At 44.1% G+C, this 24,423-nt stretch carries 21 protein-coding genes and 1 other RNA gene; 10 read left to right on the forward strand and 12 right to left on the reverse strand.

The annotated features are described in order from the left end of the window. Position 1: 1 nt before the first annotated feature. Positions 2-430: a hypothetical protein gene (locus AC1DFM_RS33725; RefSeq protein ID WP_477081194.1), complete on the reverse strand. Its 429-nt coding sequence runs from the start codon at positions 428-430 to the stop codon at positions 2-4. A gap of 230 nt (positions 431-660) precedes the next feature. Here AC1DFM_RS33725 and AC1DFM_RS33730 point away from each other — a divergent pair, with 230 nt between their 5' ends. From AC1DFM_RS33730 to AC1DFM_RS33740, 3 genes are all read left to right on the forward strand, one after another. Continuing rightward, positions 661-1,251, forward strand: a complete 591-nt coding sequence (locus AC1DFM_RS33730) for a hypothetical protein (RefSeq protein WP_477081195.1) — start codon at positions 661-663, stop codon at positions 1,249-1,251. An 88-nt stretch (positions 1,252-1,339) separates the two neighbouring features. After that, positions 1,340-2,290, forward strand: a complete 951-nt coding sequence (locus tag AC1DFM_RS33735) for a helix-turn-helix domain-containing protein (RefSeq protein WP_477081196.1) — start codon at positions 1,340-1,342, stop codon at positions 2,288-2,290. 98 nt (positions 2,291-2,388) lie between these two features. Then, entirely contained in the window at positions 2,389-3,621 is a 1,233-nt protein-coding gene (locus AC1DFM_RS33740) for an MFS transporter (protein WP_477081197.1), read from the forward strand. 446 nt (positions 3,622-4,067) lie between these two features. Here the strand turns inward: AC1DFM_RS33740 and AC1DFM_RS33745 are convergent, their stop codons facing one another. The 5 genes from AC1DFM_RS33745 to AC1DFM_RS33765 all read right to left on the reverse strand — a co-directional run bounded on the left by AC1DFM_RS33745 (position 4,068) and on the right by AC1DFM_RS33765 (position 9,673). Next, on the reverse strand, positions 4,068-4,679 hold the full coding sequence (locus tag AC1DFM_RS33745; RefSeq protein WP_477081198.1) for a hypothetical protein: 612 nt from the start codon (positions 4,677-4,679) through the stop codon (positions 4,068-4,070). 323 nt (positions 4,680-5,002) lie between these two features. Next, positions 5,003-5,376: a transfer-messenger RNA gene (gene ssrA, locus AC1DFM_RS33750) on the reverse strand. A 115-nt stretch (positions 5,377-5,491) separates the two neighbouring features. Continuing rightward, complete coding sequence (gene rseP / locus AC1DFM_RS33755; protein WP_477081199.1) at positions 5,492-6,832, reverse strand: RIP metalloprotease RseP; 1,341 nt, start codon at positions 6,830-6,832, stop codon at positions 5,492-5,494. Between the two features lie 85 nt (positions 6,833-6,917). Next, positions 6,918-8,084 (reverse strand): 1-deoxy-D-xylulose-5-phosphate reductoisomerase, encoded by a 1,167-nt coding sequence (locus tag AC1DFM_RS33760; RefSeq protein ID WP_477081200.1) that lies wholly within the window; start codon positions 8,082-8,084, stop codon positions 6,918-6,920. Positions 8,085-8,173: 89 nt separating this feature from the next. Next, positions 8,174-9,673 (reverse strand): GH3 auxin-responsive promoter family protein, encoded by a 1,500-nt coding sequence (locus AC1DFM_RS33765; RefSeq protein WP_477081201.1) that lies wholly within the window; start codon positions 9,671-9,673, stop codon positions 8,174-8,176. Positions 9,674-10,057: 384 nt separating this feature from the next. Between AC1DFM_RS33765 and rplU the strand changes: the two genes are divergently transcribed. The 7 genes from rplU (at position 10,058) to AC1DFM_RS33800 (ending at position 15,077) form a co-directional block, all read left to right on the forward strand. Further along, positions 10,058-10,414 (forward strand): 50S ribosomal protein L21, encoded by a 357-nt coding sequence (gene rplU, locus AC1DFM_RS33770; RefSeq protein ID WP_291929311.1) that lies wholly within the window; start codon positions 10,058-10,060, stop codon positions 10,412-10,414. Positions 10,415-10,462: 48 nt separating this feature from the next. Next, positions 10,463-10,741, forward strand: a complete 279-nt coding sequence (gene rpmA, locus AC1DFM_RS33775) for a 50S ribosomal protein L27 (protein ID WP_079468897.1) — start codon at positions 10,463-10,465, stop codon at positions 10,739-10,741. 65 nt (positions 10,742-10,806) lie between these two features. After that, complete coding sequence (locus AC1DFM_RS33780; RefSeq protein ID WP_477026043.1) at positions 10,807-11,238, forward strand: hypothetical protein; 432 nt, start codon at positions 10,807-10,809, stop codon at positions 11,236-11,238. 281 nt (positions 11,239-11,519) lie between these two features. Beyond that, on the forward strand, positions 11,520-13,208 hold the full coding sequence (locus AC1DFM_RS33785) for a helix-hairpin-helix domain-containing protein (RefSeq protein WP_477081202.1): 1,689 nt from the start codon (positions 11,520-11,522) through the stop codon (positions 13,206-13,208). Continuing rightward, complete coding sequence (locus AC1DFM_RS33790; RefSeq protein WP_477081203.1) at positions 13,205-13,909, forward strand: PrsW family intramembrane metalloprotease; 705 nt, start codon at positions 13,205-13,207, stop codon at positions 13,907-13,909. Before AC1DFM_RS33785 ends, AC1DFM_RS33790 begins: the two co-directional genes overlap by 4 nt. Positions 13,910-13,941: 32 nt before the next feature. Then, positions 13,942-14,577, forward strand: coding sequence for a DsbA family protein (locus AC1DFM_RS33795; protein WP_477081204.1), 636 nt, complete (start codon positions 13,942-13,944; stop codon positions 14,575-14,577). Positions 14,578-14,582: 5 nt separating this feature from the next. Continuing rightward, positions 14,583-15,077 carry an N-acetyltransferase family protein gene (locus tag AC1DFM_RS33800; RefSeq protein ID WP_477081205.1) on the forward strand — a complete coding sequence of 165 codons (495 nt, stop codon included), beginning with the start codon at positions 14,583-14,585 and terminating at the stop codon, positions 15,075-15,077. A gap of 199 nt (positions 15,078-15,276) precedes the next feature. Here AC1DFM_RS33800 and AC1DFM_RS33805 read toward each other — a convergent pair whose 3' ends face one another. The 6 genes from AC1DFM_RS33805 to AC1DFM_RS33830 all read right to left on the reverse strand — a co-directional run bounded on the left by AC1DFM_RS33805 (position 15,277) and on the right by AC1DFM_RS33830 (position 24,412). Further along, positions 15,277-16,656 carry a di-heme oxidoreductase family protein gene (locus AC1DFM_RS33805; protein ID WP_477081206.1) on the reverse strand — a complete coding sequence of 460 codons (1,380 nt, stop codon included), beginning with the start codon at positions 16,654-16,656 and terminating at the stop codon, positions 15,277-15,279. 6 nt (positions 16,657-16,662) lie between these two features. Beyond that, positions 16,663-17,751 carry an imelysin family protein gene (locus AC1DFM_RS33810; RefSeq protein WP_477081207.1) on the reverse strand — a complete coding sequence of 363 codons (1,089 nt, stop codon included), beginning with the start codon at positions 17,749-17,751 and terminating at the stop codon, positions 16,663-16,665. Positions 17,752-17,763: 12 nt separating this feature from the next. Continuing rightward, positions 17,764-18,198: a QcrA and Rieske domain-containing protein gene (locus AC1DFM_RS33815; protein WP_477081208.1), complete on the reverse strand. Its 435-nt coding sequence runs from the start codon at positions 18,196-18,198 to the stop codon at positions 17,764-17,766. An 18-nt stretch (positions 18,199-18,216) separates the two neighbouring features. Continuing rightward, entirely contained in the window at positions 18,217-19,467 is a 1,251-nt protein-coding gene (locus tag AC1DFM_RS33820; RefSeq protein ID WP_477081209.1) for a porin family protein, read from the reverse strand. 274 nt (positions 19,468-19,741) lie between these two features. After that, complete coding sequence (locus tag AC1DFM_RS33825) at positions 19,742-22,225, reverse strand: Calx-beta domain-containing protein (protein ID WP_477081210.1); 2,484 nt, start codon at positions 22,223-22,225, stop codon at positions 19,742-19,744. Between the two features lie 42 nt (positions 22,226-22,267). Further along, positions 22,268-24,412, reverse strand: a complete 2,145-nt coding sequence (locus tag AC1DFM_RS33830) for an OmpA family protein (protein WP_477081211.1) — start codon at positions 24,410-24,412, stop codon at positions 22,268-22,270. Positions 24,413-24,423: the final 11 nt, after the last annotated feature.

Raw genomic sequence — 24,423 nt, forward strand, 5'->3', positions numbered from 1 at the left:
TTCAAACAATTTCAATAATACAGTTATTCAGACGTCCACTCTGTAATACTCTCAATGCTTCTGCAGATACATTGAGATAGCGATTTTGATCAATCCTAAAATCGGCATCAGGGGCTGTTGTCACTTCTATCCATACAAAATTAGGTATGACCTTTCCTTCGGGATTTAAATCATAGAATATATCAGCATATGAAAACTCAACATCCTCATTCTTCTTGATTCCACTGATGTTACTTGCAATAAGCGAATTAAACATCTTCTCTGAAACTAAAAAAACGGGGAAAGATTCTATCAGATCATCCCCTAACCAATCTGCAAACTCAAAATGTAAATGCCGGGTAACGGATGGATGAATTTTTGTATCCATCACGGTTCTAATACCTTGTCCACCTGGCACTTCCGGCATTAACCGGTAATATGTTTTACTCATCTTCTATGGATTTTCCCTATATTAATGGAATAGTTGGCTCACTAATCAGTAAACATCACATTGATCCTATTTAATAGATTCAAGCGGTTCAAACCCATTCACTGATTAAGGCTTTTACCGCATCAATATTTTCCCCTACCTTTCCCTTCAAATAGCGTTTAAATATATTATATTTAATTTAATACGCACAGATATCTGTTTCATCATAACCCTTTATTATCTACCATCTCATGAACCACAAAACAAAAATATTAAGCCTCATACTAGGCCTCTGGGCAATTACTTCCGCAGCTCAATCTAACGTGAAGGACTATCTTCACATTCCAGGTCCCATTCAGCTGAACAACGGCAGCTATAGCCTGGTATGGACCACCCATCCCAATAACAACTACTACAAACAAGAATATCTTACCACCAATGATAACCTGGAGAAGTTTAAATCGCTCGTGACCATTGATTTTCTACAGGGCGATGTCCAACCCAAAGACCTGGTAGGCGCAAAAATGGAAGAATTGAAGAAATTAAAGACTACTAACCCAGTAGTCAATTACAATGTCTATGAAAAGAACGATGAATATATCCTCGACTTCCTCATCAGTCAAAATACCGCCGATGGGAAGCGTGTAGAAATTGTAGAAAGAAATGTATACCGTTATCATGCGGTGAACAACAAGGGCGTCAAAGGTGTACTCCTTTTGGCCGGCAGCGAACGGGCCTATGGTGATGATGTAACTCCTTTCTTAAAAAACCTTCCGAAAGAAAAAAGTAAACTACTAAACGCAGTAGCCACCTGTAAATTGCCGGAGGTTACTATTAAATAGATCGCACACGCCGGTGCAAATGTAGCAGTGTGCGGGATGACTGCTCTCCCAAATTCATTACCTTTGAATTATATAATCTCAAAAGGTTATGAAAGAAAAAATCATTCCTACCGAATCACTGCTACAGCTCTACAAACGCACTGGCCACGACATTCCATCTGAGCTCCTGCACAAATCAGGGAAAGCACATTTTAACGTGCGCGAAGCACTTACCGCCACGTTGAAAACACCTTTTAACCGGCGCGACTATTTCAAAATCTGCCTGAGCTACACCGCCACAAAAGGTAGTGGCACATTGCTGTATCATGAACAGGAAATACCGCTGAATCAATACTGCCTGATTTTCACCAACCCTTCAGTACCCACCTCCATAGAAATAAATATACCGTATGATCGCTTTTACTGTTTATTCAACGCCCCCTTTATAGAAGGCTGCATTCCCCCGGATATACGGCATGCCTGCCCGTTGTTTAATCCTTCCCTGATGCCGGTCATCCTGCTCACAAAAAAGGAAATACAGCGACTAAGCATCTATTTCACACAAATGCAGGCACTGCAGGAGTCCGACTACCCGTTTAAATGGGATATGATACGTAACCTGCTGCAGCTACTCATTCATGAAGGCATCCGCTTACAACAAAAGTCAGAAACACCCGTCGCCCTGGCATCCGCAATCCGCGACAGGCTGGCGAATGAGTTCTTCGTACTGCTGAACCAACAATTCCCGGTAGATTCACCCGAAGCTCCCCTGAAATTATTAACCCCTGCTTACTTTGCAGATCAGCTTCATGTACACGTAAACCATTTAAACAGTGTAGTGAAAAAGTATACCAATAAAACAACCCGTGAAATCATTCATGATCGCGTGATCTCCGAAGCGAAAACTTTACTGCGTAATACCGATTGGAACATCTCTGAAATTGCCTATGCGCTGGGATTCGAATATCCTTCTCACTTTAATAAATACTTCAAACAATCCACTCATCAATCCCCACTGGAATTCTGCCTGAATAGGAAAACACCCGCATCACGGAAATAATACACCACATTTGATTTGTATAATCATCTCTTTGAAAGGTGTAATATCGGTAGCTACACGCCTTCCTAACTTTACAGCGCTAATTTAAAGCTACAAGTATGAGAAGGATCAAAGCATCAACTACCCGTTGGAATACTATCATGTCGCTATGCCTGATGCCATTATCTGGTTTTGCGATGGACATATTTATCCCCTCTCTGCCCGATATGGCAGTACAGTTACACACTTCACCGGCGGCTATTCAGCTGACACTTTCCCTCTTCATTATCAGTTACGGTGTGTCGCAGCTGGTGGTAGGCGGGTTGATCGACAGCTATGGTCGCTATATGCCTAATTTGATATCAATACTTTTATTCAGTGTGTCCAGCTTTGTTATCGCGTATTCCACCCATCTCGGGGTAATCTACGCCATGCGTATATTACAGGGATTTACTGTAGCAGTGATTGCGATCAGCAAGCGGGCCTTTTTTATTGACCTGTATAAAGGAGAAACGTTAATGAAATACACAAGCATGTTCTCTGTGATCTGGGCTATTGCACCCATCGTAGCGCCCTTCCTGGGTGGATACTTTCAAACAACCTGGGGTTGGTCTTCCAACTTCCTGTTCCTTGGCTATTTCGGGTTGGTGTTCTTTGTTATTGAACTGATCATTGGTGGAGAATCGATGAAAGCCGCACAGCCCTTCAGCGTGTCATCAGTTGCTCAAGTCTATGGCAGGATGATCAAAACATGGGATTTCACTGCTGGTGTAATCGTACTCGGATTAACATACGGGATGGTGCTGCTGTATGGTATGTGCAGTCCGTTTCTGATAGAGCAACAGTTACATTTCTCTCCCACCATAACAGGCTATTGTGCTCTATTCTCCGGGGTGGCTGTAATGGTTGGCGGAATGGTATCAAGAATGCTGGTAAATAAAGCATTCCGCCCTAAAATGATGCTGGCCAGTGTATCACAGTTGGTGGTGGTAGCCATTATGATACCGCTAACGCGTTACTATCATAATTTATTCACGTTGTTAGTATATGTTTTCCTGCTGCACAGCACCGCCGGGTTCCTCTTCAATAACCTGATGTCTTATTGTTTAATTCGGTTTCCGCAATATGCAGGTAAAGCAAGTGGATTGACAGGTGGCGGATTTGCAGTAGTAACCGCTGTACTGAGCTCATTAATGGTAAACACCATTTCTATCACCAACCAGGTGGCATTGGGAATAGCTTATGGTATTATCGCAGTGATTACATTCCTCTGCCTGGTAAGAACGAAATGGAAAGAAGGCGAAGAAAGTAATGAAGTAGTTCCGATACCGTCGGTATCTGTGGAAGTGTAATGGGGAGAAACTAAACCTGTATATCACTCAGAATAAACCGTTATAATAGCCCCTTTAAAGTCTTTTGTGGAGAGGATGCTAAGAAGAGAACCCACCCTTCTTTGAGAATGGAGCGACTTTCGAATGCTGCTTTAACAGTTGGATCTGAGCCAAAGCATCGGCTAAAGAGATTTCTGATTGCTGTACAATGATCTTCTTGCCCCTCAGGGAGAGTTCTTCTAATGATATTTTCATGTTTTTCCCGGATTTCATCTGAGATCATTTATGCAATAATAAGAAACTAATAAATGCCGAAATCGACTGGCCTTGGGTATACAAGAGATATCGAGGCGGTTCATAAAAGCCGCCTCGATATCAATATCATTTTTATGGGCTTGAAGGGGACTTCTATCGAACCCCTGATCGTGCTTGTAAAAGTTTTGCACCAAATGAACAGCGAGTAGTTGTCAACTTCTCAATAAAAAGGGCTTACGGTCCTGTTGAATCCATTTTGTAACAAGGGCATGTCCTTTCTCTCCTAATACTTCAATTGATCCAAAACAAAAGTTTATGAACTCACTATATACCTCGCAAAACACTGAATAAACAACCTCATAGCGTTCTATTTTGGCTTTGACCTTGCCTTTAAATGGCGGATGATAAATAAAGGATACCTGGTCGTTGTGGTATAATAAGTGGACGCCATCCGCGTCAAACTGATTCCCTAAAGAAAGACAAAGTTTGGCTCTTTTTTTATACTCTTCAATCTTATCTTTTTTTGTCGAGCCTACCAGTAAAATAATTTCGCGTAAATAATAATCTATTTGGGCAGGCGACATTGTCGAAAATTCCAGGAGATAAAAGTCTTCTTTATGACGGGTAAATAAATAGTATGCTTCAATCGCATACAATAATTCACCACCTCTTGTAAAAGTACCCAATCTGTTACCATTGACCCAAAAACATAACTTGTAATTATGTTTGGTCTTCATACTCTCCAACTCCAGGGCGAACTGCTCCTTTTGTCCAAACAAAAATGTTTCAGGTAGGAATATCGACTTGCTTGTGTAATCTGGCATTTCTTAATACATTTTGTACAGACTAAGATCATAATGAAGCAACGCATGCCTTTTAGTAAAACAAAACAATTACAACCTCTCTTCAGAAGATCGCTTCTTTAATTGATAGTGCTGAAGCAGATAGCCTGATCATTTCTTCCCCATGGCTTTCTATATCTGCCTCTTTCCATGAATTTCGGTTGAAAATAAAATATGACTTTAGTGTATCATGGGTCGATTGTTACTATTTAATACTTTTCGTAAACGTCATTCCAACAGGCCTGGTCCGGATTTTTGAAGAAATAAAAAAGGGAACAATACTTTTTACAGTAAAGCTCCCTTTTTTGTGGAGATGGCGGGAATCGAACCCGCGTCCAAACATATTCGCCGAAAGCTTTCTACATGCTTATTTACGCATTGATTTGTCGGGACCTGGCAGGGGCGTAACGAACCAACCCTATCCGTATCCGTTGTAGCTTCAGCATTCACTCACAGAAACCATGAATGCCTATCCCTATGGGTTTATGATTCGGCGGCGGGAGTCGCATAAGGCAACAACTCCGGGCGGCTATAATGGGTGTCTAATCTATGATTAGGCAGCCATGGCGTAGTTAGATTCGCCAATTATAGTTTGAATATTCAGATTATCGTGCTAATTATCCAACGCACGGCATGCTTACACTTTCAAAGATCTATGCTGTCAAAACCAGGCATCCCCGGTATACTAGCTCGCAAAGATACAATTTTTTTCTCCTGTGTCAAAACAAAAAAAAATTGCAGCAGGAAAATATCCCGCTGCAACTTTCTTTCTTACAATAACTTATCTACTGATTTCAGGAAAACCATTTACTGATACTTCTCCAGATATCCAGTCCGTTTGCAAAAAGGAGCAAACTAAACAGCAACACCATACCTACTATCTGGGCATATTCCAGGAATTTCTCGCTGGGTTTGCGGCCGGTAATGATCTCGTACAACAGGAAGAGTACGTGTCCACCGTCCAGTGCCGGAATAGGCAGGATATTCATGAAGGCCAGGATAATAGAGAGGAACGCGGTGAGTTGCCAGAAGGAAACCCAATCCCATGCTTCAGGGAACAGGTTGGCGATACTACCAAAGCCACCCAGTGATTCTGATACTTTTACTTCTTTGGAAACAAAGATCAAACGGAATTGTCTGATATAATCTACCAGCTTATCTACCCCTTTCTGATAACCTGCCGGGAATGACTCCAGGAAAGTAAAATGCTTGGTGCTAAACGTAAAGAGATTCTTCGCAGACACCCCTAACTCACCTTTTGCAGTTAAAGTAGCTGCTAAACTCAATGTATCATTACCACGAAGTACTGTAATGAGTACATCTTCATTTTTATGCTTGCGTACTTCCTTAACAAAGTCGCTGAAATAAGGAGTAGCAACGCCATTCATCGCTATCAGCTGATCCCCTTTCCGTATTTGCTCCTTCGCTTTGGCAGCAGGACTACCAGGCAAAATACTGTCTGCCACAAATGGGAAACGCGGTACAGCAAAAGGTGCTTTCTGTTTCAGCAAAGCCCGGATAAAGCCAGCGGGTACAGGAATATCCACTTCCTTACCATCCCTGGTAACCTGAAGACTTTTCGCCTCATGCAAAATTACTTCGCTGGGAATAGACTCAAATGATTTCACCGGACGGTGATCAATGGCAATGATGTTATCGCCATCTTTAATGCCGATGCTATGTGCCAGTGAATCAGCTTCCACGCCATATTTCACTTCGTTTACGGGCAAATAGCTTTCGCCGTAATGCCATAACAGCATTGCATATATGAAGAACGCCAGGAGAATATTTACGGTAACACCGCCAATCATGATAATCAATCGCTGCCACGCCGGTTTGGCCCGGAACTCCCAGGGCTGTGGCGGTTTGGCCATCTGCTCCTTGTCCATGCTTTCATCTATCATACCGGATATTTTTACATATCCGCCTAATGGTAACCAACCAACACCATATTCAGTTTCACCCTTCTTAATCTTAAAGAGTGAGAACCATGGATCAAAGAACAAATAGAATTTTTCCACCCTGGTTTTGAATAGTTTGGCCGGGATAAAATGGCCTAACTCATGTAATACCACCAAAATAGAAAGTGACAGTATCAACTGTCCTGCTTTCACCAATATTACCTCTGTAGTCATTTAGTTGTTTCTGCTTTAATCTGCCCAATATATTAGTTTTAATACATATTCAGGCAAAACTCTTTGTTAATTTTTACCGGCAATTTTATATAACGATAGAATTGATAAGGGAAGCAGCGTGTTCACGTGCGGCATTATCGCATTCATAGTAATCGTGCAGCGTAGGTGTTTCGATAAACGGTATTTTAGCCAGTGTTTCCTCAATTACTTCGGTCATCTGCAGGAAGCCAATCCTGTTTCTCAGGAAGGCATTTACCACTTCTTCGTTGGCGGCATTCATCACGCAGGCGGCATTACCACCCTTTTGCATGGCATCGATGGCGATGGCCAGGTTGCGGAATGTTTTGGTGTCCGGTTGCTCAAAAGTAAGGGAAGGGTAGTTTCTGAAAGAGAAACGAGGGAAATCATTGGCCAGTCGGTCAGGATACCCCAGCGCATACTGAATGGGCAGTTTCATGTCCGGCAGCCCCATCTGTGCTTTCAGGGAGCCATCTACAAACTGCACCATGGAGTGGATAATAGATTGTGCATGTATCACCACTTCAATATTTTCGGGCGCCAATCCAAACAGCCAGCGCGCCTCAATCATTTCCAGCCCTTTATTCATCAGGGTAGCGGAATCGATGGTGATTTTGGCGCCCATGCTCCAGTTAGGATGCTGCAGGGCATGGTCTTTCTTTACGTTAATCAGGAAATTGGGCTTTTTACCCAGGAAAGGCCCTCCTGATGCGGTAAGAATCACCTTTTCCACTTTGGAAAATGGTTCTCCCAACAGACATTGGAAAATGGCGGAATGCTCAGAATCTACCGGGATAATGGGTACATTCTTTCTGCGTGCGGTAGCCATTACAATATCACCTGCTACTACCAGGGTTTCCTTGTTGGCTAAAGCCACTGGTGTTCCCTGCTCAATGGCAGATAAAGTAGGCGCCAGGCCTGCAAATCCCATAATAGCTGCCAGCATCATGTCGATTGAACTCCATGCGGCTACTTCTACCATGGCTTTAGGGCCGGCAAATACTTTTATGCCTTTATCAAATAAGACGTCTTTTACCTGCTTGTACTTTGCCTCGCTTCCTATCACGACGGCATTCGGCTTGAATTTCAATGCCTGCTCAATCAGCAGATCAGCGTTCTGCTGTGCAGTCAGTACTTCTACACTAAATCTGTCGGGGTGTGCTGCGATCACCTCCAGTGCCTGTATGCCAATAGATCCCGTGGACCCGAAAATGGCAATCTTTCGTTTATTCATTACGGTGATTTACTTTTTTACAGTTAACAAAAAATGACGAATCAGCTGCCGGTAATGACCTGACAGCTGTTACAGCCTTGAATCGCCGGTTATTTTTGTAAGTATGCCGACAGTTCATCTGCCAGCTTTCTGTCGTTACTCAATCGAGGCACTTTGTTCTGTCCTCCCAGTTTTCCAATAGCTTTCATATAGTCGATAAAGCCCTGCTTACGGACAGTCCTTATCTTCAGGGGTTGCAATATATTACCAGTCAGCAGATCATCGTAATAAATATTCTTCTGACGCATATTTTCATCTACTTTCTTCGCGAAAGCACTCAGGTTCTCCGGCATATTTTCAAACTCTACAAACCACTCATGGTAAGGCAGCTCTCCGTTGGTTTGTACCATAGGCGCCACTGTAAACTCTGTAATATGTACGTTTTCTTCTGCAGCCGCTTTCATCAGGCTGTATTCTACTTCCTCTCCAATCACATGCTCTCCAAAGGCGGAAATGAAGTGCTTAATACGGCCGGTTACCAGCAAACGGTAGGGATTAGTGGAAATAAACTTCACCGTATCTCCGAGGTTATAGCCCCATAATCCGGCGTTGTTGTTAATCACCATGGCGTAATTTACACCTGTTTGCACATCTTTGAGCGACAAACGCGTCGGATTTTCGTTGAAAATTTCCGCTGCAGGGATAAATTCATAAAAAATCCCGGAATTGGCGTTCAACAGCAATCCTTCCTTTTCCTGGGAGTCCTGGAAGGCAAAAAAGCCTTCTGAGGCGGGAAAGGTTTCCACCGTATGAATCGGTGCGCCAATGGAAGCCATCAGTTTGGCCCGGTAAGGCTCAAAGTTCACCCCACCATATACCATCACATCAAAATTCTTGAATATTTCCTTGATACGCTTGCCATTGGTACGTTCCATCAAACGGTCGAAGTACATCTGTACCCATGGTGGTATACCACTAATCAGGGTCATATCCTGGTTGATGGTTTCTTCTACTATCTTGTCCAGCTTGGTTTCCCAGTCGTCAATACAGTTGGTTTCGTAAGATGGCAGCTGGTTGGTACGCAGATACCGGGGAATATGGTGGTTCACGATACCGCTCAGGCGGCCGGTGGGGATGCCACCTACCCTTTCCAGCTCCGGAGATCCGGATAAAAAGATCATTTTACCATCTGCAAACGCCGTATTACCCGTTTCTCCCATATAATTGAGCAACGCATTACGGGCAGTATCTATATGATTATTGACGGATTCTTTGGAGATGGGAATATATTTTACGCCACTGGTAGTACCGGATGTTTTAGCGAGATATATAGGTTGGCCTTTCCACAGTACATTCTGTTTCCCTTCCTTAATCCTTTCTATATATGGCTTAAACTGTTCATAATCCCTTAAAGGCACAGCCTGCTTAAACTCTTCGTGGGTTTGTACAGCATTGAATTTATGGTCTGTACCGAATTCTGTCTTCTTGCCTGTCTTTATCAGCTCCTGCAGGATAGTATCCTGATCTTCTACCGCCCTTAACATTTCCTTCTTTATCTTATTATGTACGATAGAAGCAAATGGTTTGGCCAGCAGTGATTTAAACTTCATGCCTGTTGTTTTATGATTGAGAGACTAAAGATTGGAATATTTTCTCATTTAATAGCCTGAAAAACCGGTATTTTCCCCCAAAAAGGGGTGGCCGGAAAAATAAATGGCTAAATAATTAAATAAAAAAATGCGCCCATCCTATCTGTATTTAATTCGCGTAAACGACAAAAGTATACAAATTTGCGTTGGTTTGCACAGCAAGATAGCTGTTTTTAAATGATCCGGAAATAGCACAAAGAGGTGGATACAGCGGCCCGGCACCCGAAAGGATAATTTGTTAAATTAATTTAAAATTCAAGAAAGTATGTATCTTTGAAAAGATTAAGCTTTTGTCGGTCCTTCATAGATGTTTATACATTGTGATTTAAAAAAGACCGAAAAACTTTGTCTATTAAAAAACAAAAGGTTACTTTTGCGGAAATTATATTTTGGATAATTATGTTTGCAGTTGTAAAAATCGCAGGTCAGCAATTTAAAGTACAAAAAGACCAGGAAATATTTGTACAGCAGTTACAAGGAAATATTGGAGACAAAGTGGAGTTTTCCGATGTACTGTTAACCGATAACGGTGGTAAGCTGTCCGTAGGCACTGATGTAAAATCAGTAGTAAAAGCAGAGATTCTGGCTCATGTTCAGGGTGATAAAGTCATCGCTTTCAAAATGAAGAGAAGAAAAGGCTTCAGAAAGAAAGTTGGTCACAGAACCCATTTTACAAGAATCAAAATCAATGAAATAGCTTAATTCGTTTTAGGCTAAAATTTTTGTTAGACATTATAAAGTAATTATACAATGGCACATAAAAAAGGGGAAGGTAGTGTAAAGAACGGCCGTGATTCCCATAGCAAAAGGCTGGGAGTAAAAATCTTCGGTGGTCAACCTGCCATTTCTGGTAACATCATTGTTCGCCAGAGAGGTACTGTTTACCATCCTGGTCAAAACGTAGGCGTTGGTAAAGATTTTACCATTTTCGCAGTTGCAGACGGTGTAGTGGAATTCAGAAAAGGTCGCGAAAACAAAACTTACGTTTCTGTTAAAGCATTTGATACCACTGCTCAGGCGGAAGCCTAATCAGTGTTAGCCATAAAGTTTTTTTTAATACCCAATTATTTTTACTAACCCAAATTCAAAAAACAATGGCAACAATTAAAAAAGCGGCTGCTAAAAAAGCTGCGCCTAAAAAGAAAGCTGCTCCTAAAAAAGCCGCTGCTAAGAAAGCTGCTCCTAAAAAAGCTGCTGCTAAGAAAGCTGCTCCTAAAAAGAAAGTAGCTGCTAAGAAAGCTGCTCCTAAAAAAGCTGCTGCTAAGAAAGCTGCTCCTAAAAAGAAAGTAGCTGCTAAAAAAGCTGCTCCTAAGAAAGCTGCTGCTAAAAAAGCTGCTCCTAAGAAGAAAGCTGCTGCTAAGAAAGCTGCTCCTAAAAAAGCTGCTGCTAAGAAAGCCGCTCCAGCTAAGAAGAAAGCCGTTGCGAAGAAAGCTGCTCCAGCTAAAAAACCAGTTGCTAAGAAGAAAGCTGCTCCTAAAAAGGCACCAGCTGCTGCTCCAGCAACTCCTGCAACTCCGGCTAACTAAGATCGGAATTACAAAATGTAGTTATAAGGGTCCTGACATTTATGTCAGGATCTTTTTTTTGTACCCACCCCCAGCGGATATTGTCTTACTCAGGATTAGTCTGATTATACTGATTTTTGTTTTTTGTTTTTTGTTTTTTTGATGTTGGAAGATGGAAGGATTTTGGAAGATATACCCCAACACATTTGCTCCCATCTTCCAACATCCACATAAAAAAATCAGTCTAATCAGAGTAATCCTGAGTAAGATAAAAACTCGCAACATCTCCGTATTTTTACCGCATGGATAATTACTCAATCGCCGATAACTTCTCCCTGCTCTCCAAACTCATGGACATCCATGGAGAAAATAGCTTTAAAGCCAAATCCTTCGCCTCCGCGGCATTTACCATAGAAAAACTGTCCTCGCAGCTGAAAGAAATACCGAAAGAAGAAATTTTCAAGATCAAAGGCATCGGAGAATCCACTGGTAAAAGCATCATCGAAATGCTGGACACCCAGGAATTCACCCTCCTCAACCACTACCTCGGAATCACTCCCGCAGGTATCCTGGAAATCATGAAAATAAAAGGTTTGGGACCCAAGAAAATTGCCACCATCTGGAAAGAGCTGGAAATAGAATCTATGGGTGAACTACTGTACGCCTGCAATGAAAACCGCCTCATGCTCCTCAAAGGCTTCGGCGCCAAAACCCAGGAAAGCGTTCGCCAAAACATAGAATTTTATCTCTCTAACCGTCACCGCTTCCTCTACGCAGAAGTAGCCAACACCGGTCAGCAGCTGGAGAAACAATTACAGGAGCTATGGGCCCCTGTTCCCGTTTCCCTCACCGGCGCTTTCCGCCGCCATAGCATCATCATCGATGAAATAGAAGTACTCATCGCCGCCCCGGTAGCCGTCGTATCCCAACAACTGGCTGCCCTCCCAGGCTTTGAACTCACCGCCACCAACGACCATCACCTCGTATGGCAACTCGATGGCAAACTCAAAGTAGTTACGCATAGCTGCGAGCCGGCCGACTTCCACCATCAACTGTTCCTGACCACCGGCTCCCCAGCTTTTATCGATAAATTCAACGCTGCCGGCGGCGCCGACTTCCTGCACCAGGCCACTTCCGAAGAAGCCATTTTCAGCGCCGCAGGAATGGCTTTCATTCCACCGTTCCTACGGGAAGGCATGAACGAAATTGAGCAGGCCCGCGTACAACAACTGCCCAACGTCATCACCACCACTGATATCAAAGGCATTATCCACTCCCACAGCAACTGGAGCGATGGCGAATCTTCCCTCGAAGAAATGGCTACCGCTGCCAAAGCACAGGGTTTCGAATACCTCGTTATCAGCGATCACTCCCGCACCGCTTTCTATGCCAACGGACTGCATATTGAAAGAGTGTTGGCACAACACGCCGAAATAGATGCCCTGAATAAAAAGCTGGCGCCATTTCGCATTTTTAAGAGCATAGAATCCGATATCCTCAACGATGGTATGTTGGATTATCCAGATGAAATACTGGCCAAATTTGACCTGGTAATTGCCTCTGTGCACTCCAATCTCAAAATGACAGAAGAGAAGGCAATGGCCCGCCTGCTCAAAGCCATCGAAAATCCATATACCACCATCCTTGGGCATATGACCGGCCGCCTGCTTCTCAGCAGAAATGGCTACCCGGTAGATCATAAAGCCATCATCGATGCGTGTGCCGCCAACCAGGTAGTGATAGAACTGAATGCACATCCGCGTCGCCTGGATATCGACTGGAGCTGGTTGCCTTATGCTATGGAGAAAAAAGTGCTTATCTCCATTGATCCCGATGCTCACAGCATTCACGGATTCCAGGATATCCATTATGGTACGCTGGCCGCGCAGAAAGGAGGTATTACCAAAGCAAACAATCTGAGTAGTTACACTGTTGACATGCTGAACGACTACCTGCAGCAACGCAGACAATCGAAAAATTTACTTCCATGATGCTACTGGCATTGGCCGTGGCCCCCGGATTCGCCATTTGTTTGTTCATCTATTTAATGGACAAATACGATCGGGAACCTACCGGCCTGTTAATAAAAAGCTTCTTACTTGGTATGGCCTGCGTAGCCTTGCCATTGCTGATACAAGGACTGGCCGTTACCATGGGATTGCGGGAAAACGACGGCACCCTGCTGGGCACTGCCGCCTTTGCCTATGGTGTAGTAGGCGTTTCAGAAGAACTGGCCAAATTCCTGGTCCTCGTACTCTTCGCCTATCCTAAAAAAGCATTCAATGAACCACTCGATGGAATTGTATATGCCGTGATGATCGGAATGGGATTCGCTACCCTTGAAAATATTGCGTACGTAGGCAAATATGGCTTTGGTACCGGTGTGGCAAGGATGTTTCTCTCCGTACCGGCGCATGCTACCTTCGCTATCCTGATGGGATATTATGTGGGAATGGCGAAATTTATCCGGGACCGAAGTAGCACCCTCCTGTTTCAGGGACTACTCATCGCTATTTTCTTCCACGGAACATACGATTTCTTCCTGTTCCTCGGTAATAATATCTTCCTGATGGGCGCCTCGGTGATTACACTCATTTTTGCAGTACGACTATCTATCAAGGCTATACGAAAAGATAAAGCGCTCTCCAAACAACTGCACGAACAGCATTTTTTTGAAGATGAACAGGGATAAAAAGGTATCCATCTCACAAAAAAAATTAGAAAATGAAATTTACCTATATATACGATCCGCTCTGTGGCTGGTGCTATGGCTTTACTCCGGTAATACAACAATTACAGGAACGCGCCAGCAACAATATGGAATTCGATATCCTCTCCGGAGGAATGATCACCGGCGCTAACCGCCACCCATGGTCATCTATGGCCAACTACATCCAGCAAGCGCATGTGAATGTAGAAAACACGACGGGGGTTAAGTTTGGTCCCAACTTCCTGGAAAAATTACTGCCCTCGGAAGAAATGATGGATTCAGAAAAACCCAGCATCGCGCTCACGGTATTCAAAGAATATCAGCCGGAAAATGCCATCACCTTTGCGCATGATATGCAGGTTGCACTGAACTACGATGGACTGAGTCTGAACAACGACAGCACTTACCGGCAGCTGATTAAAAAATTTAATTTGCCGGAAGAAGCGTTTATCACCAAACTTCAGGAAGAACATTACCGGTACCAAACCAATCAGGAATTTCAGCTGATACAAAACTGGGGCATCACCGGATTTCCCGCTGCCATCCTTGATACCGGCAAGCAACTCTACCTCTGTGCCCGCGGATATACGCCGCTGAACAAACTGGAAGAAACCATCGAAAATATATTACGAGAAGAAAAAAGTTTATAAAACCTATGTACCAAATCAATGCCGCAACAGTAAATGATATTCCTGTTATACAAGCGCTGGCAGACAAAATATGGCGACCAACTTACCAGTCGATTTTAACGTCTGCTCAAATGGAATATATGCTGGACATGATGTACAGCGCCAACGCACTCCAACAGCAAATGACCGAAAAGCAACACCAGTTTTTAATACTGCTGGATGATGCCCAACCAATAGGATACGCAGCGTATAGTACGACTACCACGCCAAATGTGTATAAGCTCCACAAAATTTATATCGACCTCGGTTACCAGGGAAAAGGAGTCGGCAAATTACTCCTGCTGGAAGTGATTGACCAGGTGAAAAAACGTGGCGCCGACATCCTCGAACTCGACGTCAACAAATACAATAAAGCGAAATTCTTTTACGAGAAACAGGGCTTCAGCGTATATACAGAGCGGGATACAGACATCGGGCAGGGCTATCTGATGGAGGATTTTGTAATGCGGAAATCTATATAAAAAAAGAAAGCCCGGTAAGGACATACCAGGCTATTCCCAAGTTAACCATTAAAAGACACAACTCTTTAAAAGTAAAATAACATTGTTTTATGTAAGTGTATGTACGATAACTATTAACGAGCGGTTTTTCAATTCATAAAAAAAGCAGCATCTTTTATATTTTAATATAAAAGATGCTGCTTTTAAGTTTATTAATATTTTATAAAGATTTTAAAAAGTTGATGAGATGATTGCGCTCATCTGCAGATAGCTGTATGTATTGCTGTTTGCTGCTTTCCGCCTCCCCGCCATGCCACAAAATAGCTTCCGGTAAACTACGAGCCCGGCCATCATGCAAATAGTAAGGAATCCCATTTGTCTTTTCAAACAATCCTATTCCCCACAAAGCTGGTGTTTTCCATTCACTCCCGCTGGCCAGAAAATCCGGACGCCCATCCGCTAAACCAACGCCCATATCATGCAGCAACAAATCCGTATAAGGATGGATACGCTGATTGCTCAACGCCTTAAAGCGTACATCCGTGCCCGTTTGTATGGTGGGGATATGACAACTGCCACAGCCAATCTGTGTAAACAGGACTTCTCCCTGCTTCACGGACGGATCAGTGGTGCTTCTGCGCGCAGGCACAGCAAGCGTTTTAATATAGAATACGGTGGCATCTAAAATGGTATCTGCCAACAGCGGATCAGCCGGGCGACCTTCATTCTGCACTTGCCCATCACAACTTTCCTTCGGGAAAATACGACTGGTAATACCCATGTCCTGCTGATAAGCGGCGGCAACCTGTGTGAGCAAGCTGGCTGTATTGGCTTTCATGCCATAGCGTCCCAAAGCAGTTTTTCCGGTAGCCGGATCGTACACATAGTTGGCTTTTCCACTGATACCACGTCCCTCCCGCGCTTGCTGCGCCGCAAAACCGGTGATGGTAGATTCCGGAATCAGATCCAGCAACCCAAGACCAAAAAACGGCGGCGCCATACGGGCGGATAACATTACATTACCAGGCAAAGGCAGATAAGGATTGATCAGCTGATAACCGGGTTGATGCAATACGGTAATAGTACCATCCGGGTAAATGACATTTTTATCTGTATAAACAATATTCACTTTCGCTTCCGGCTGTTTCCCAAATATTGCGAGGTCTTGCAGCTGCAAACCGAAGCCAGGAACGGCTACCGGTCCACCGTGTTCGTCGGTGCCGGGAATACTGACGCGTACCAGCATAGACGAGGTATTTAACCCGGTAGTAGGATTTCCTTTACCATCGTTATGGTGGCAGCTTTTACAACTCACGTTATTATATACTGGCCCTAAACCACTGTTGACAGGCGACGGCGCGGTCACAAAGGTTTGATCTGATTGCTCATCTCCCACATCATGCACGTGTTGATCCTGCTCATTCAAACCGGGAATAGGGTGTCCGAAAGCCTTGCTCGTAATATCGAAAAAAGTAGCTTCTCCTCCGCTTAACCGTGGATCATACCCGCTTTCATCAAAGGTATCCGGCTTTTTACAACGCATCAGCCATATGGGCGATGCCAGCATTAAAGCCACTACATATATCTTTCTAATTTGCATTGTCGCTTAGTCAGTAATGTTTTTAACGACGAAATCTCTCAGCTCTGTGTCCAGCAATACTGCCAGCGCATTAATGGCTTTCATGGCATCTTCACATTTCACCCGCTGCTGATCGTTGAGAATAGCTTTCTCATAAGGCATGGTGATAGGATCAAAGGAGCCAATGGCTGCCTGAAAACCTTCCACTATCTTTTTATTCAATGCCGCATTCTTAGCCGATATCACCTGATCTAAGCCAACACCTTTGTTATTCAGGAAATTGCTGGTGTATACATTATACGCGCCTACCAGGTTGTTTTTAAAATCGGTGAGTGAGTTGCCGCTGAAAGGCGATTCTACTTTAGTACCATCTTTCTGATCAAAAGGCTCTTTCATTTTTCCACCACCTACTTCATCACAAATGCCTTTCATACCATCTACAATGGCGATGTATACATCCTGTTTTTTCGTATATACATTACCGCTGGCTCCAATGGTCAACAACTTGTTGCCATAGTTGCCGCCTGCTGGCGTCCAGCTGCTGGATAATTTGGTACAAATATTTTTCAGATCCAGGGTAAGACTCACAATATATTTCATTTCACGCGGCGTGATATCGGCAGCTTTACGCTGACCATCTGCACCCCATAATACGTATTCAATAGGATGATAGCCCTTCAGCGCGAATGTCAGCGCCTGGATAGCCGGCAGGTCCAGCTTGTTATTGGGATCGGCAATCACGGCATCCAGCGCAGATTTGTCTACCGGCCAGGTATCCATGGCCGGATCGAGGTTATCATCTTCCACGGGGCCGAAAAGAAATCCTTCGCACTGTTCCCAGGTAGCACGCATATCGCGCCACGACTGCTTTGCAGCGGCGAGGTTTTCCTCAGTAGGAGTAGTACTCAATATGGTAACCTTATCATTGAAGGTACCCGATTTTGTAGCCAGATCATTATATCCGGGGATAGCTGTTTTGCTGACAAAATCGGTAATAAAAGTAGCTTTCAGGGTATTGAAGTCCGCCGTAGGCGTGGTATCTGGTTTATCGCTCTTGGCACAGGAGACTGCCCCTGCGGCCACGATTCCTAACAGGGCTAATTTTAAATATTTCATGTAACAGATGAATTATGACACGTGAATAATGAGATTACTTTGTTGTATTTCCGTTTTCAACTGTAACAGGTGTTGATCGGCCGGACCTTTTTTTACATTGCCGTCTTTATCAAACTGGCTGCCATGCACTGTACACATATAGCCGTTGCCGGTAGGCGTAAGCGGATTATGCTGATGTGTGCAACGAAGCAACAGGGCTTCATAAGTATTATCCGGCAACTTGCGCACGGCTATTTCGTAGGCATAGCTTTTAGGACTCACCACTTGTAGCGGCGCGGCATCAAACAAATTCAGGGGCACAGTAACGGCATTGCCATTCATGGCTGCGCGGTAAGTCTTCACCGTACTGCAGGACTCCAGGAAATCTACCATGGACATACTGACCGCACCTACCAGACAGGCTTTGCAGGTATCTTTTAAAAAGCTTCTTCTGTTCAGTTGACTCATATCGTTAAGATTTGAACATTAAAATGAATACCCGATACCAATATTTAAAAAGGAGTTGTTTGTTTTATACGGAATCCGGTTGGGGCTTGGATTCACCACCAGATCAGGGTTTTCATCACCCGTGTGCATCAGTCGCATGTCTGCTTTTATCACCACATTGGGGATGGGCAGGTAACTGAATCCGGCAATAAGATGTTGTTGCTTTTCGGTGCCATCGTAGATCGCATTTACCGGCGTAGCGCTGTTGAGGTCAAACATTTCATAACGGGCAAAAATATTGAATTGCTGCCCGGCCATACGGCGACTTTTCTCAAAAAGATTATAAGCTCCTTCCAGGTAAGCGCCGTACATGCCTTTGGCCGTATTGCTGGCATAGGCTTTATTCACATCTTTTGCATCCGGGAATACAATAGAAGTCCCTAATAATTTAAAGGCAAAGCCATTGCGGGCATATTGTACGTCTGCCTCTCCGAGGTATACCGGCATAGCGCCCATACCATAGCTGAGCTCGAGGCTGTCTGATTTTCGTTTATTGAGACCGTTAGTACCACCGGCATAACCGGATACCTGGAATTTAAAGTCCCGCCAGAAGTATTGCACAGCGGCGGTGATGGCCAGGTTGTTGGCAAAGGCACCTTGCCCCTCTGCGCGTCCTTCTTTTAAACCGGTGCCATGGGCAAACTTGCTGGCATCCAGTCCATTTACGATGGCTACGCTATAGTTGATGGGCAGGTTACGTAAACGGCCATAGAAGCCTACGCCCAGCTCACGCCAGGTGGCTGGTATCACTACCTGTTCTACCAACGGACGTTCCACGCCGTTGAAGTTAACCGGCAGATGGTTTTCATTCAGCAACCCGATACGGGGTGTAAACAACCCGGCTACCAGGTATTGACGGGGATTCAGGTTGAAGCGCAGATAGGCTTGCTCAAAGGCAATTTCTCCCGTAAACCCATTATTCTCCTGCCCTATTCCGGCCTTGGCATTTTCCAGTTCCAGTTCACTGAAGAAGGCAATTTTGCCATTAAATTGATGTCCTACAAATAATACCGCCCGTTCCAACGTGGCGAAAGACATTTGCTCATTAAAGTTTCTTTGGTAGTAAGCAGACCCATAACCGGAGATCACTGTTTTACTTTTGGCGATACCTGCATTCAGGGAATCTTCACTGGTGGTTAATACTAATTTTTGTGCGGCTGTTAATTGTTGAGCGCTGGCTGATGACAGGGCAAACAGGCAACCCAGGAGCGTAGAAATGACCGTTTTCATTGCACAAATTTTGTACAATAGCGAAGATTAATAACTATCGTAAACGGAAAATTTTATGGGGAGATGAGTACTTCCGGGACAATTCCATTAAACATATTAATTATCAATATTTTAATGTACCTGCGCTTTATTAAATACAACTAAATACTGAATCTGGTCGCTCAAAAGCGGAAATTTATTGATTGTTTGCTGCAAAAAAAATTCCCGCATAGCTAACTATGCGGGAAGTAGGTGTGCCTGAAGCGCGTATATCGGTTATTGATCCAAGCCGTTATTATTTAGCTGTCAGCACGGTGCCTTCATCGTTATCATCATCATGGATGATCGCTACGGCTTTGTTCAGTTTCAGCTCAGGGGAGATTTTCAATACCCCTGCATTTGCTGCTGCTGTGGCGTCACGCAGTTTCACTGCTACCAAAGCATCTGCTTCTTTGATACGGTCGTTTACCAGTGCTACCTGGATATCTGTTTCGCTGAATGCGCAGTCGCCGGTAATTTTCACCATGTCACCATTCATGATCACATAGTCCTTACCGTAAACAGCGGTGCTGGCAGAGTCAACGCCGAAGAAGATATTGATATCGCTGCCGGTACAATTGGTTTGTACGGATTGGTCAGCCGCTTTTACCAGGATACATTTAAACATACTTACCGGTGCTGTAGCAGATTCATTGGCATCTGTCAGCTTCACCAGGGTAATATATGCGGCCTGATCCTGTATGTATTGGGAAGCAGAAATAGAGGTAACGTCGCCGTTGTAGCCTACTACTGCTTCATTTTCTGCTTTAATTTCGCTTAATACCAGTACTACTGTTTCCGCCAGTTCAAAACGGTTATCGTCTTTTACTTTTACGTTCAGGCTAGCCGTGGTAGCGCCACTGTCGATCGAGAAAGGCGCTTTAATGCTGCTCACGAAATCGGCGCCCGGTAAAGCGGTACCGTTACCAAACTTGTAGGTTAAACGCACTGGCTTGGAAGTAGCATTTATCAAAGGAGTGTTATCTCTTTTAAACAAACCAGCAGAAAACACTACGTCTGTATTAGGTTCTGCACCATTGTTACCACCAATAAATTTCACCATGGCTGGTTGATCCAGGATGGTTACTTCTCCTTTGGCTTTGGTCAGGTACAGGTCTGAAGCATCCAGTACTTCTACGTGGAAAGCTTCTTTACCTTCCAGCAGGTTATCGCTTTTAATCGGAATCTGGATGGATTTGGAGATAATAGCACCCGCAGCAAACTCAGACGGTACAAAAGAAATGGTTCCTTCTGTTACGTCGAAGTCGGCAGGACCTGCGCTACCTTTATGTGGAATGGTTTTGTAATGTACGTTAACGGGGGTACGAACTCCATTGCTTCTCAGGAATCCGGATAAAGTAATGGTGAGGGTAGCGTTAGATAAACCGTTCAGTGGTTCAGATACCGCGATATCATTAATAGATACCCCGTGGCTGATTTTAATGATGCGGTTACCATCTTCATCACCGCCACCAGCAGCAATGATTTCGCCGGAAGGGCTCATCAGCAGGGAAGCGAGACTCGTTTTAGCATCATATTTACCCAGTTGTTTGTCGAACATCATTTCACCGTCGGGACTTACTTTAATCATGCGGTAGCCATCTTTCGCCACTACGCAGATTTCGTCGTCTTCGGTGAGTAACAGGTGTTGGAAAACAGAGCCCATGTTTTTATTCACTACCATGGTACCATCGGGCAACAGTTTCACGATTTTACCGGTGTTAGTGCTAACGTTACCGCCGGCGGCTACTACTTTACCATTTTTACCAACTTCCAATGCGTATAAAGCGGCATCGGTTTCTTTGTTAAACAGTTCAGTTCCATCCGGACGCAGTTTCACAATACGGCCTTTGTCTTTTTCTTCTGCGCAGGCGAAGATCTGACCCAGGTCATTCACTTTGATGGCGTTGAATTTACCATCTACGGTGCTGTATTCTTTGTCGAATACTACCTGACCTTCCGCATTCACCTTAGCGATACGGCTGGCATTGCCGGTACCATAAGCGCCACCGCCCATAGCCAGTACAGCGCCATCTTCCAGCAATAACATTTTTTCAAAAACGGCGCCTGGTTTACCAAAGGAAAGCTCAAATTGCTTTTCTCCTTTACCATCTACCTTTACCATGTATGCTTTACCTTGTCCATCACCTACGTCACCACCTACAGCAACGATATTTTCATCTTCATCAATCAATACATTGGTAAAAACGTTGTGTGTACCAAAGCCTTTATCAAATTCAATTTTACCGTCGGCACTCATTTTAGTGATACGTGCCTGGGCCGGTTTGCTACCATCTACCCCAACGGTGATATAATTACCATGACGATCCGTAATAATTTTCGTGAAATAACCACCCTGACCGTTGCCTATGCTCTTGTCGAAGATGACTTCACCGGTAGCCGACAGTTTGGTAATACGTGCATTACCGTAAGCAATGGTACCGCCACCCACTGCCACCAATTCATTTTTAGGTAATAAAAGCAGATCCTGATAAGCTACCAGGCCACCTTTATTCAATTTGGCATTATAAATAAGGTTTCCTGTTGCAGATAATTTGGTAATGCAACCATTATCTGTTCCGCCGCCGATAGCAACAATCGCATTGTTTTCCGCAATCGCCAGCTTCTTATACTGGTTCTTGGGAGCACTGAAGCTCTTGTTAAACACAACAGGCATTTCCTGTGCGAAGGCTTGTGTGCCTACCGCCAGTAAAAGCATTAGTGAAGAAATTTTGTTCATTTGTGTTAGTTTGATATACGCAAAAAATAACCGATAAACATTTTATTGAATCCTGATCTCGCATCTCCGGTTCACGCCCTGCAGCTGAATGAAGATGTCTCTGTCATTATCCAGACTATATTGCTTTGCCACCCATATCGGCCGTGTAGAGCCGAAATAATTGATTCTTATTTTATCTGCATCCACGCCTCTGGCCAGCAAACATTCCTGTATATATACCGCCCTGTTTTTAGACAGGGACAGGTTGTATCTTTCTGTACCAATGATATCTGTATGGCCGTTCACCAGGATAACCCGATGAGGATTGGTTTTCCAGATACGGAAAATGGAATCCAGCTTCCGCCATTCCTGGTCTTGTGGCACATAAGAGTTCAGATCGTAATAAATAAAGCCTGGTACCTTCCACAGTCCGTCCAGCGTTTTCAAGGCGCTGTCTTTTCCCAGTCCATAACTGCTACCCTTATACGCAGCAGGTATACCCATGGGCTGTTGCCAGCTGACAACTTCCGGACTGCTATAAGCGGCCTGGCTGGTTTGTACGGTAGTAGTGGTAGTATTGGAAGATGTGTACGCAGGAGTAGTGCTTCCCGCTGTAGTCGTTTGCCAGGGGATATTTTCTGGTGAGCTGTCTATATTTTTTTCGGAATAATCCACCACGTTGCGATCAGGGGTAACGGCTACGGCTACACTGGTTACAGGTGTTACTACAGCAGGCGCCTTCACTGTTTGTTCCACAGGGAGATTGTCATACTGTTTACTACCTACTAAAGTTAGCTGTTGGCGGCTATCTGTCTGATTCGTGGTATAAGGCACTTTATCGTCTTCTTTTACTGGCTTGCCGGGATAAGGCAAATCCAGCTGTTTCAAAGGATTTTTCTTCAGGTTTAATACATAAATATGATCATTGTCATGCGCTCCCGAACGATCTGATGTAAAATATAACAGCAGTTTATTTTCGTCTAATACCGGATTCAGATCATCGAACTGGGTATTCACAGGATAAGGCAAATGTACGGTACCTTCTTCTGGTTTCTTAATATTGATCATAAATATATCCAATCCACCAAAGCCACGCAGACCATTGGAAGAAAAGAACAACTTATCACCTACCACGAAAGGATACAGCTCATTGCCGTTGGTATTTACTTCGGGCCCCATATTCACTGGTGTTTTCCACCGTTTCGCTTCTTTGTCCCAGTCGGCATAGTAAATATCCGTACCGCCCAAACCACCGGGCATATCGGATGCAAAGTACAACCGTTTACCATTAGCTGCAACTGATGGGTGCAGGAAAGAATAAGATTCCATATTTTTTCCCAGCTTCACCGGCACCGGTTTACTCCACACATCATGGTCCGGCTGGTAAATGGCCGACAACAACTGCGTACCATTATTATAATTGATATAGGAGTTTTTGTCGTTTTTCACGTCCGTGAAACGATTAGAGGTATAAATAACCTTCTGCCCGTTATCAAAGAAAGAAGCTGGTCCCACCTGTAATACACCCCGCAGGCTGTTATTAAAAGGCTCTACCCCATCTTCGGATACCTGGTATAATTTGGAGTTGGTATAGAACGTTTGCTGTTCCTTCTTCTTAAAATCATTGGACAAAAAAACAATATTGCTCTGGTACAAGGCAAGCCCGTACTGATAACCGGGCAGGTTTAACCGTAAGCTGTCTACCCGGATATTCTCCATAGAGTCGCGGTTAAAGAAGCTGTAATAGTCTACCAGCGACGATTGTAAATTGGAAAAGCGGGCATTACTCTTATAGTTATTGGCATATACCGCGCTGATCTCCTGGGCCTTCACCACCCTTCCGGTGCGCTTCAGCAGATCCATATAGTTGGTAACATCCGTTACCTGAATATCCTTTTCCGGCTTGTATAACAGCTCGTCGTACAAACTAATCGTTTTCTCGAACTGCCTGGTTTCGAAATAAGTCCTTGCCAATTGCAATTTTGCCTGACGCAACACGTCCTCCGTGGCGCCGTTATTGATCACATCATTGCACAACGAGATGGCACGCTCATATTCTTGTCTTTTATATAAACGTTCTGCGCGCCTGACCTTGGCGTTACTCCCTAAGCCACCTATTTGCACGTGATCCTTTACAAAGCTGCAGGAAACAAACAGGGAAACAATGCTCAGAAAAAGTATGAGGGAAGAGAAACTAAATTTTCGCATACTATTCTTGA

It is taken from the genome of Chitinophaga sp. 05T412, assembly GCF_056396465.1.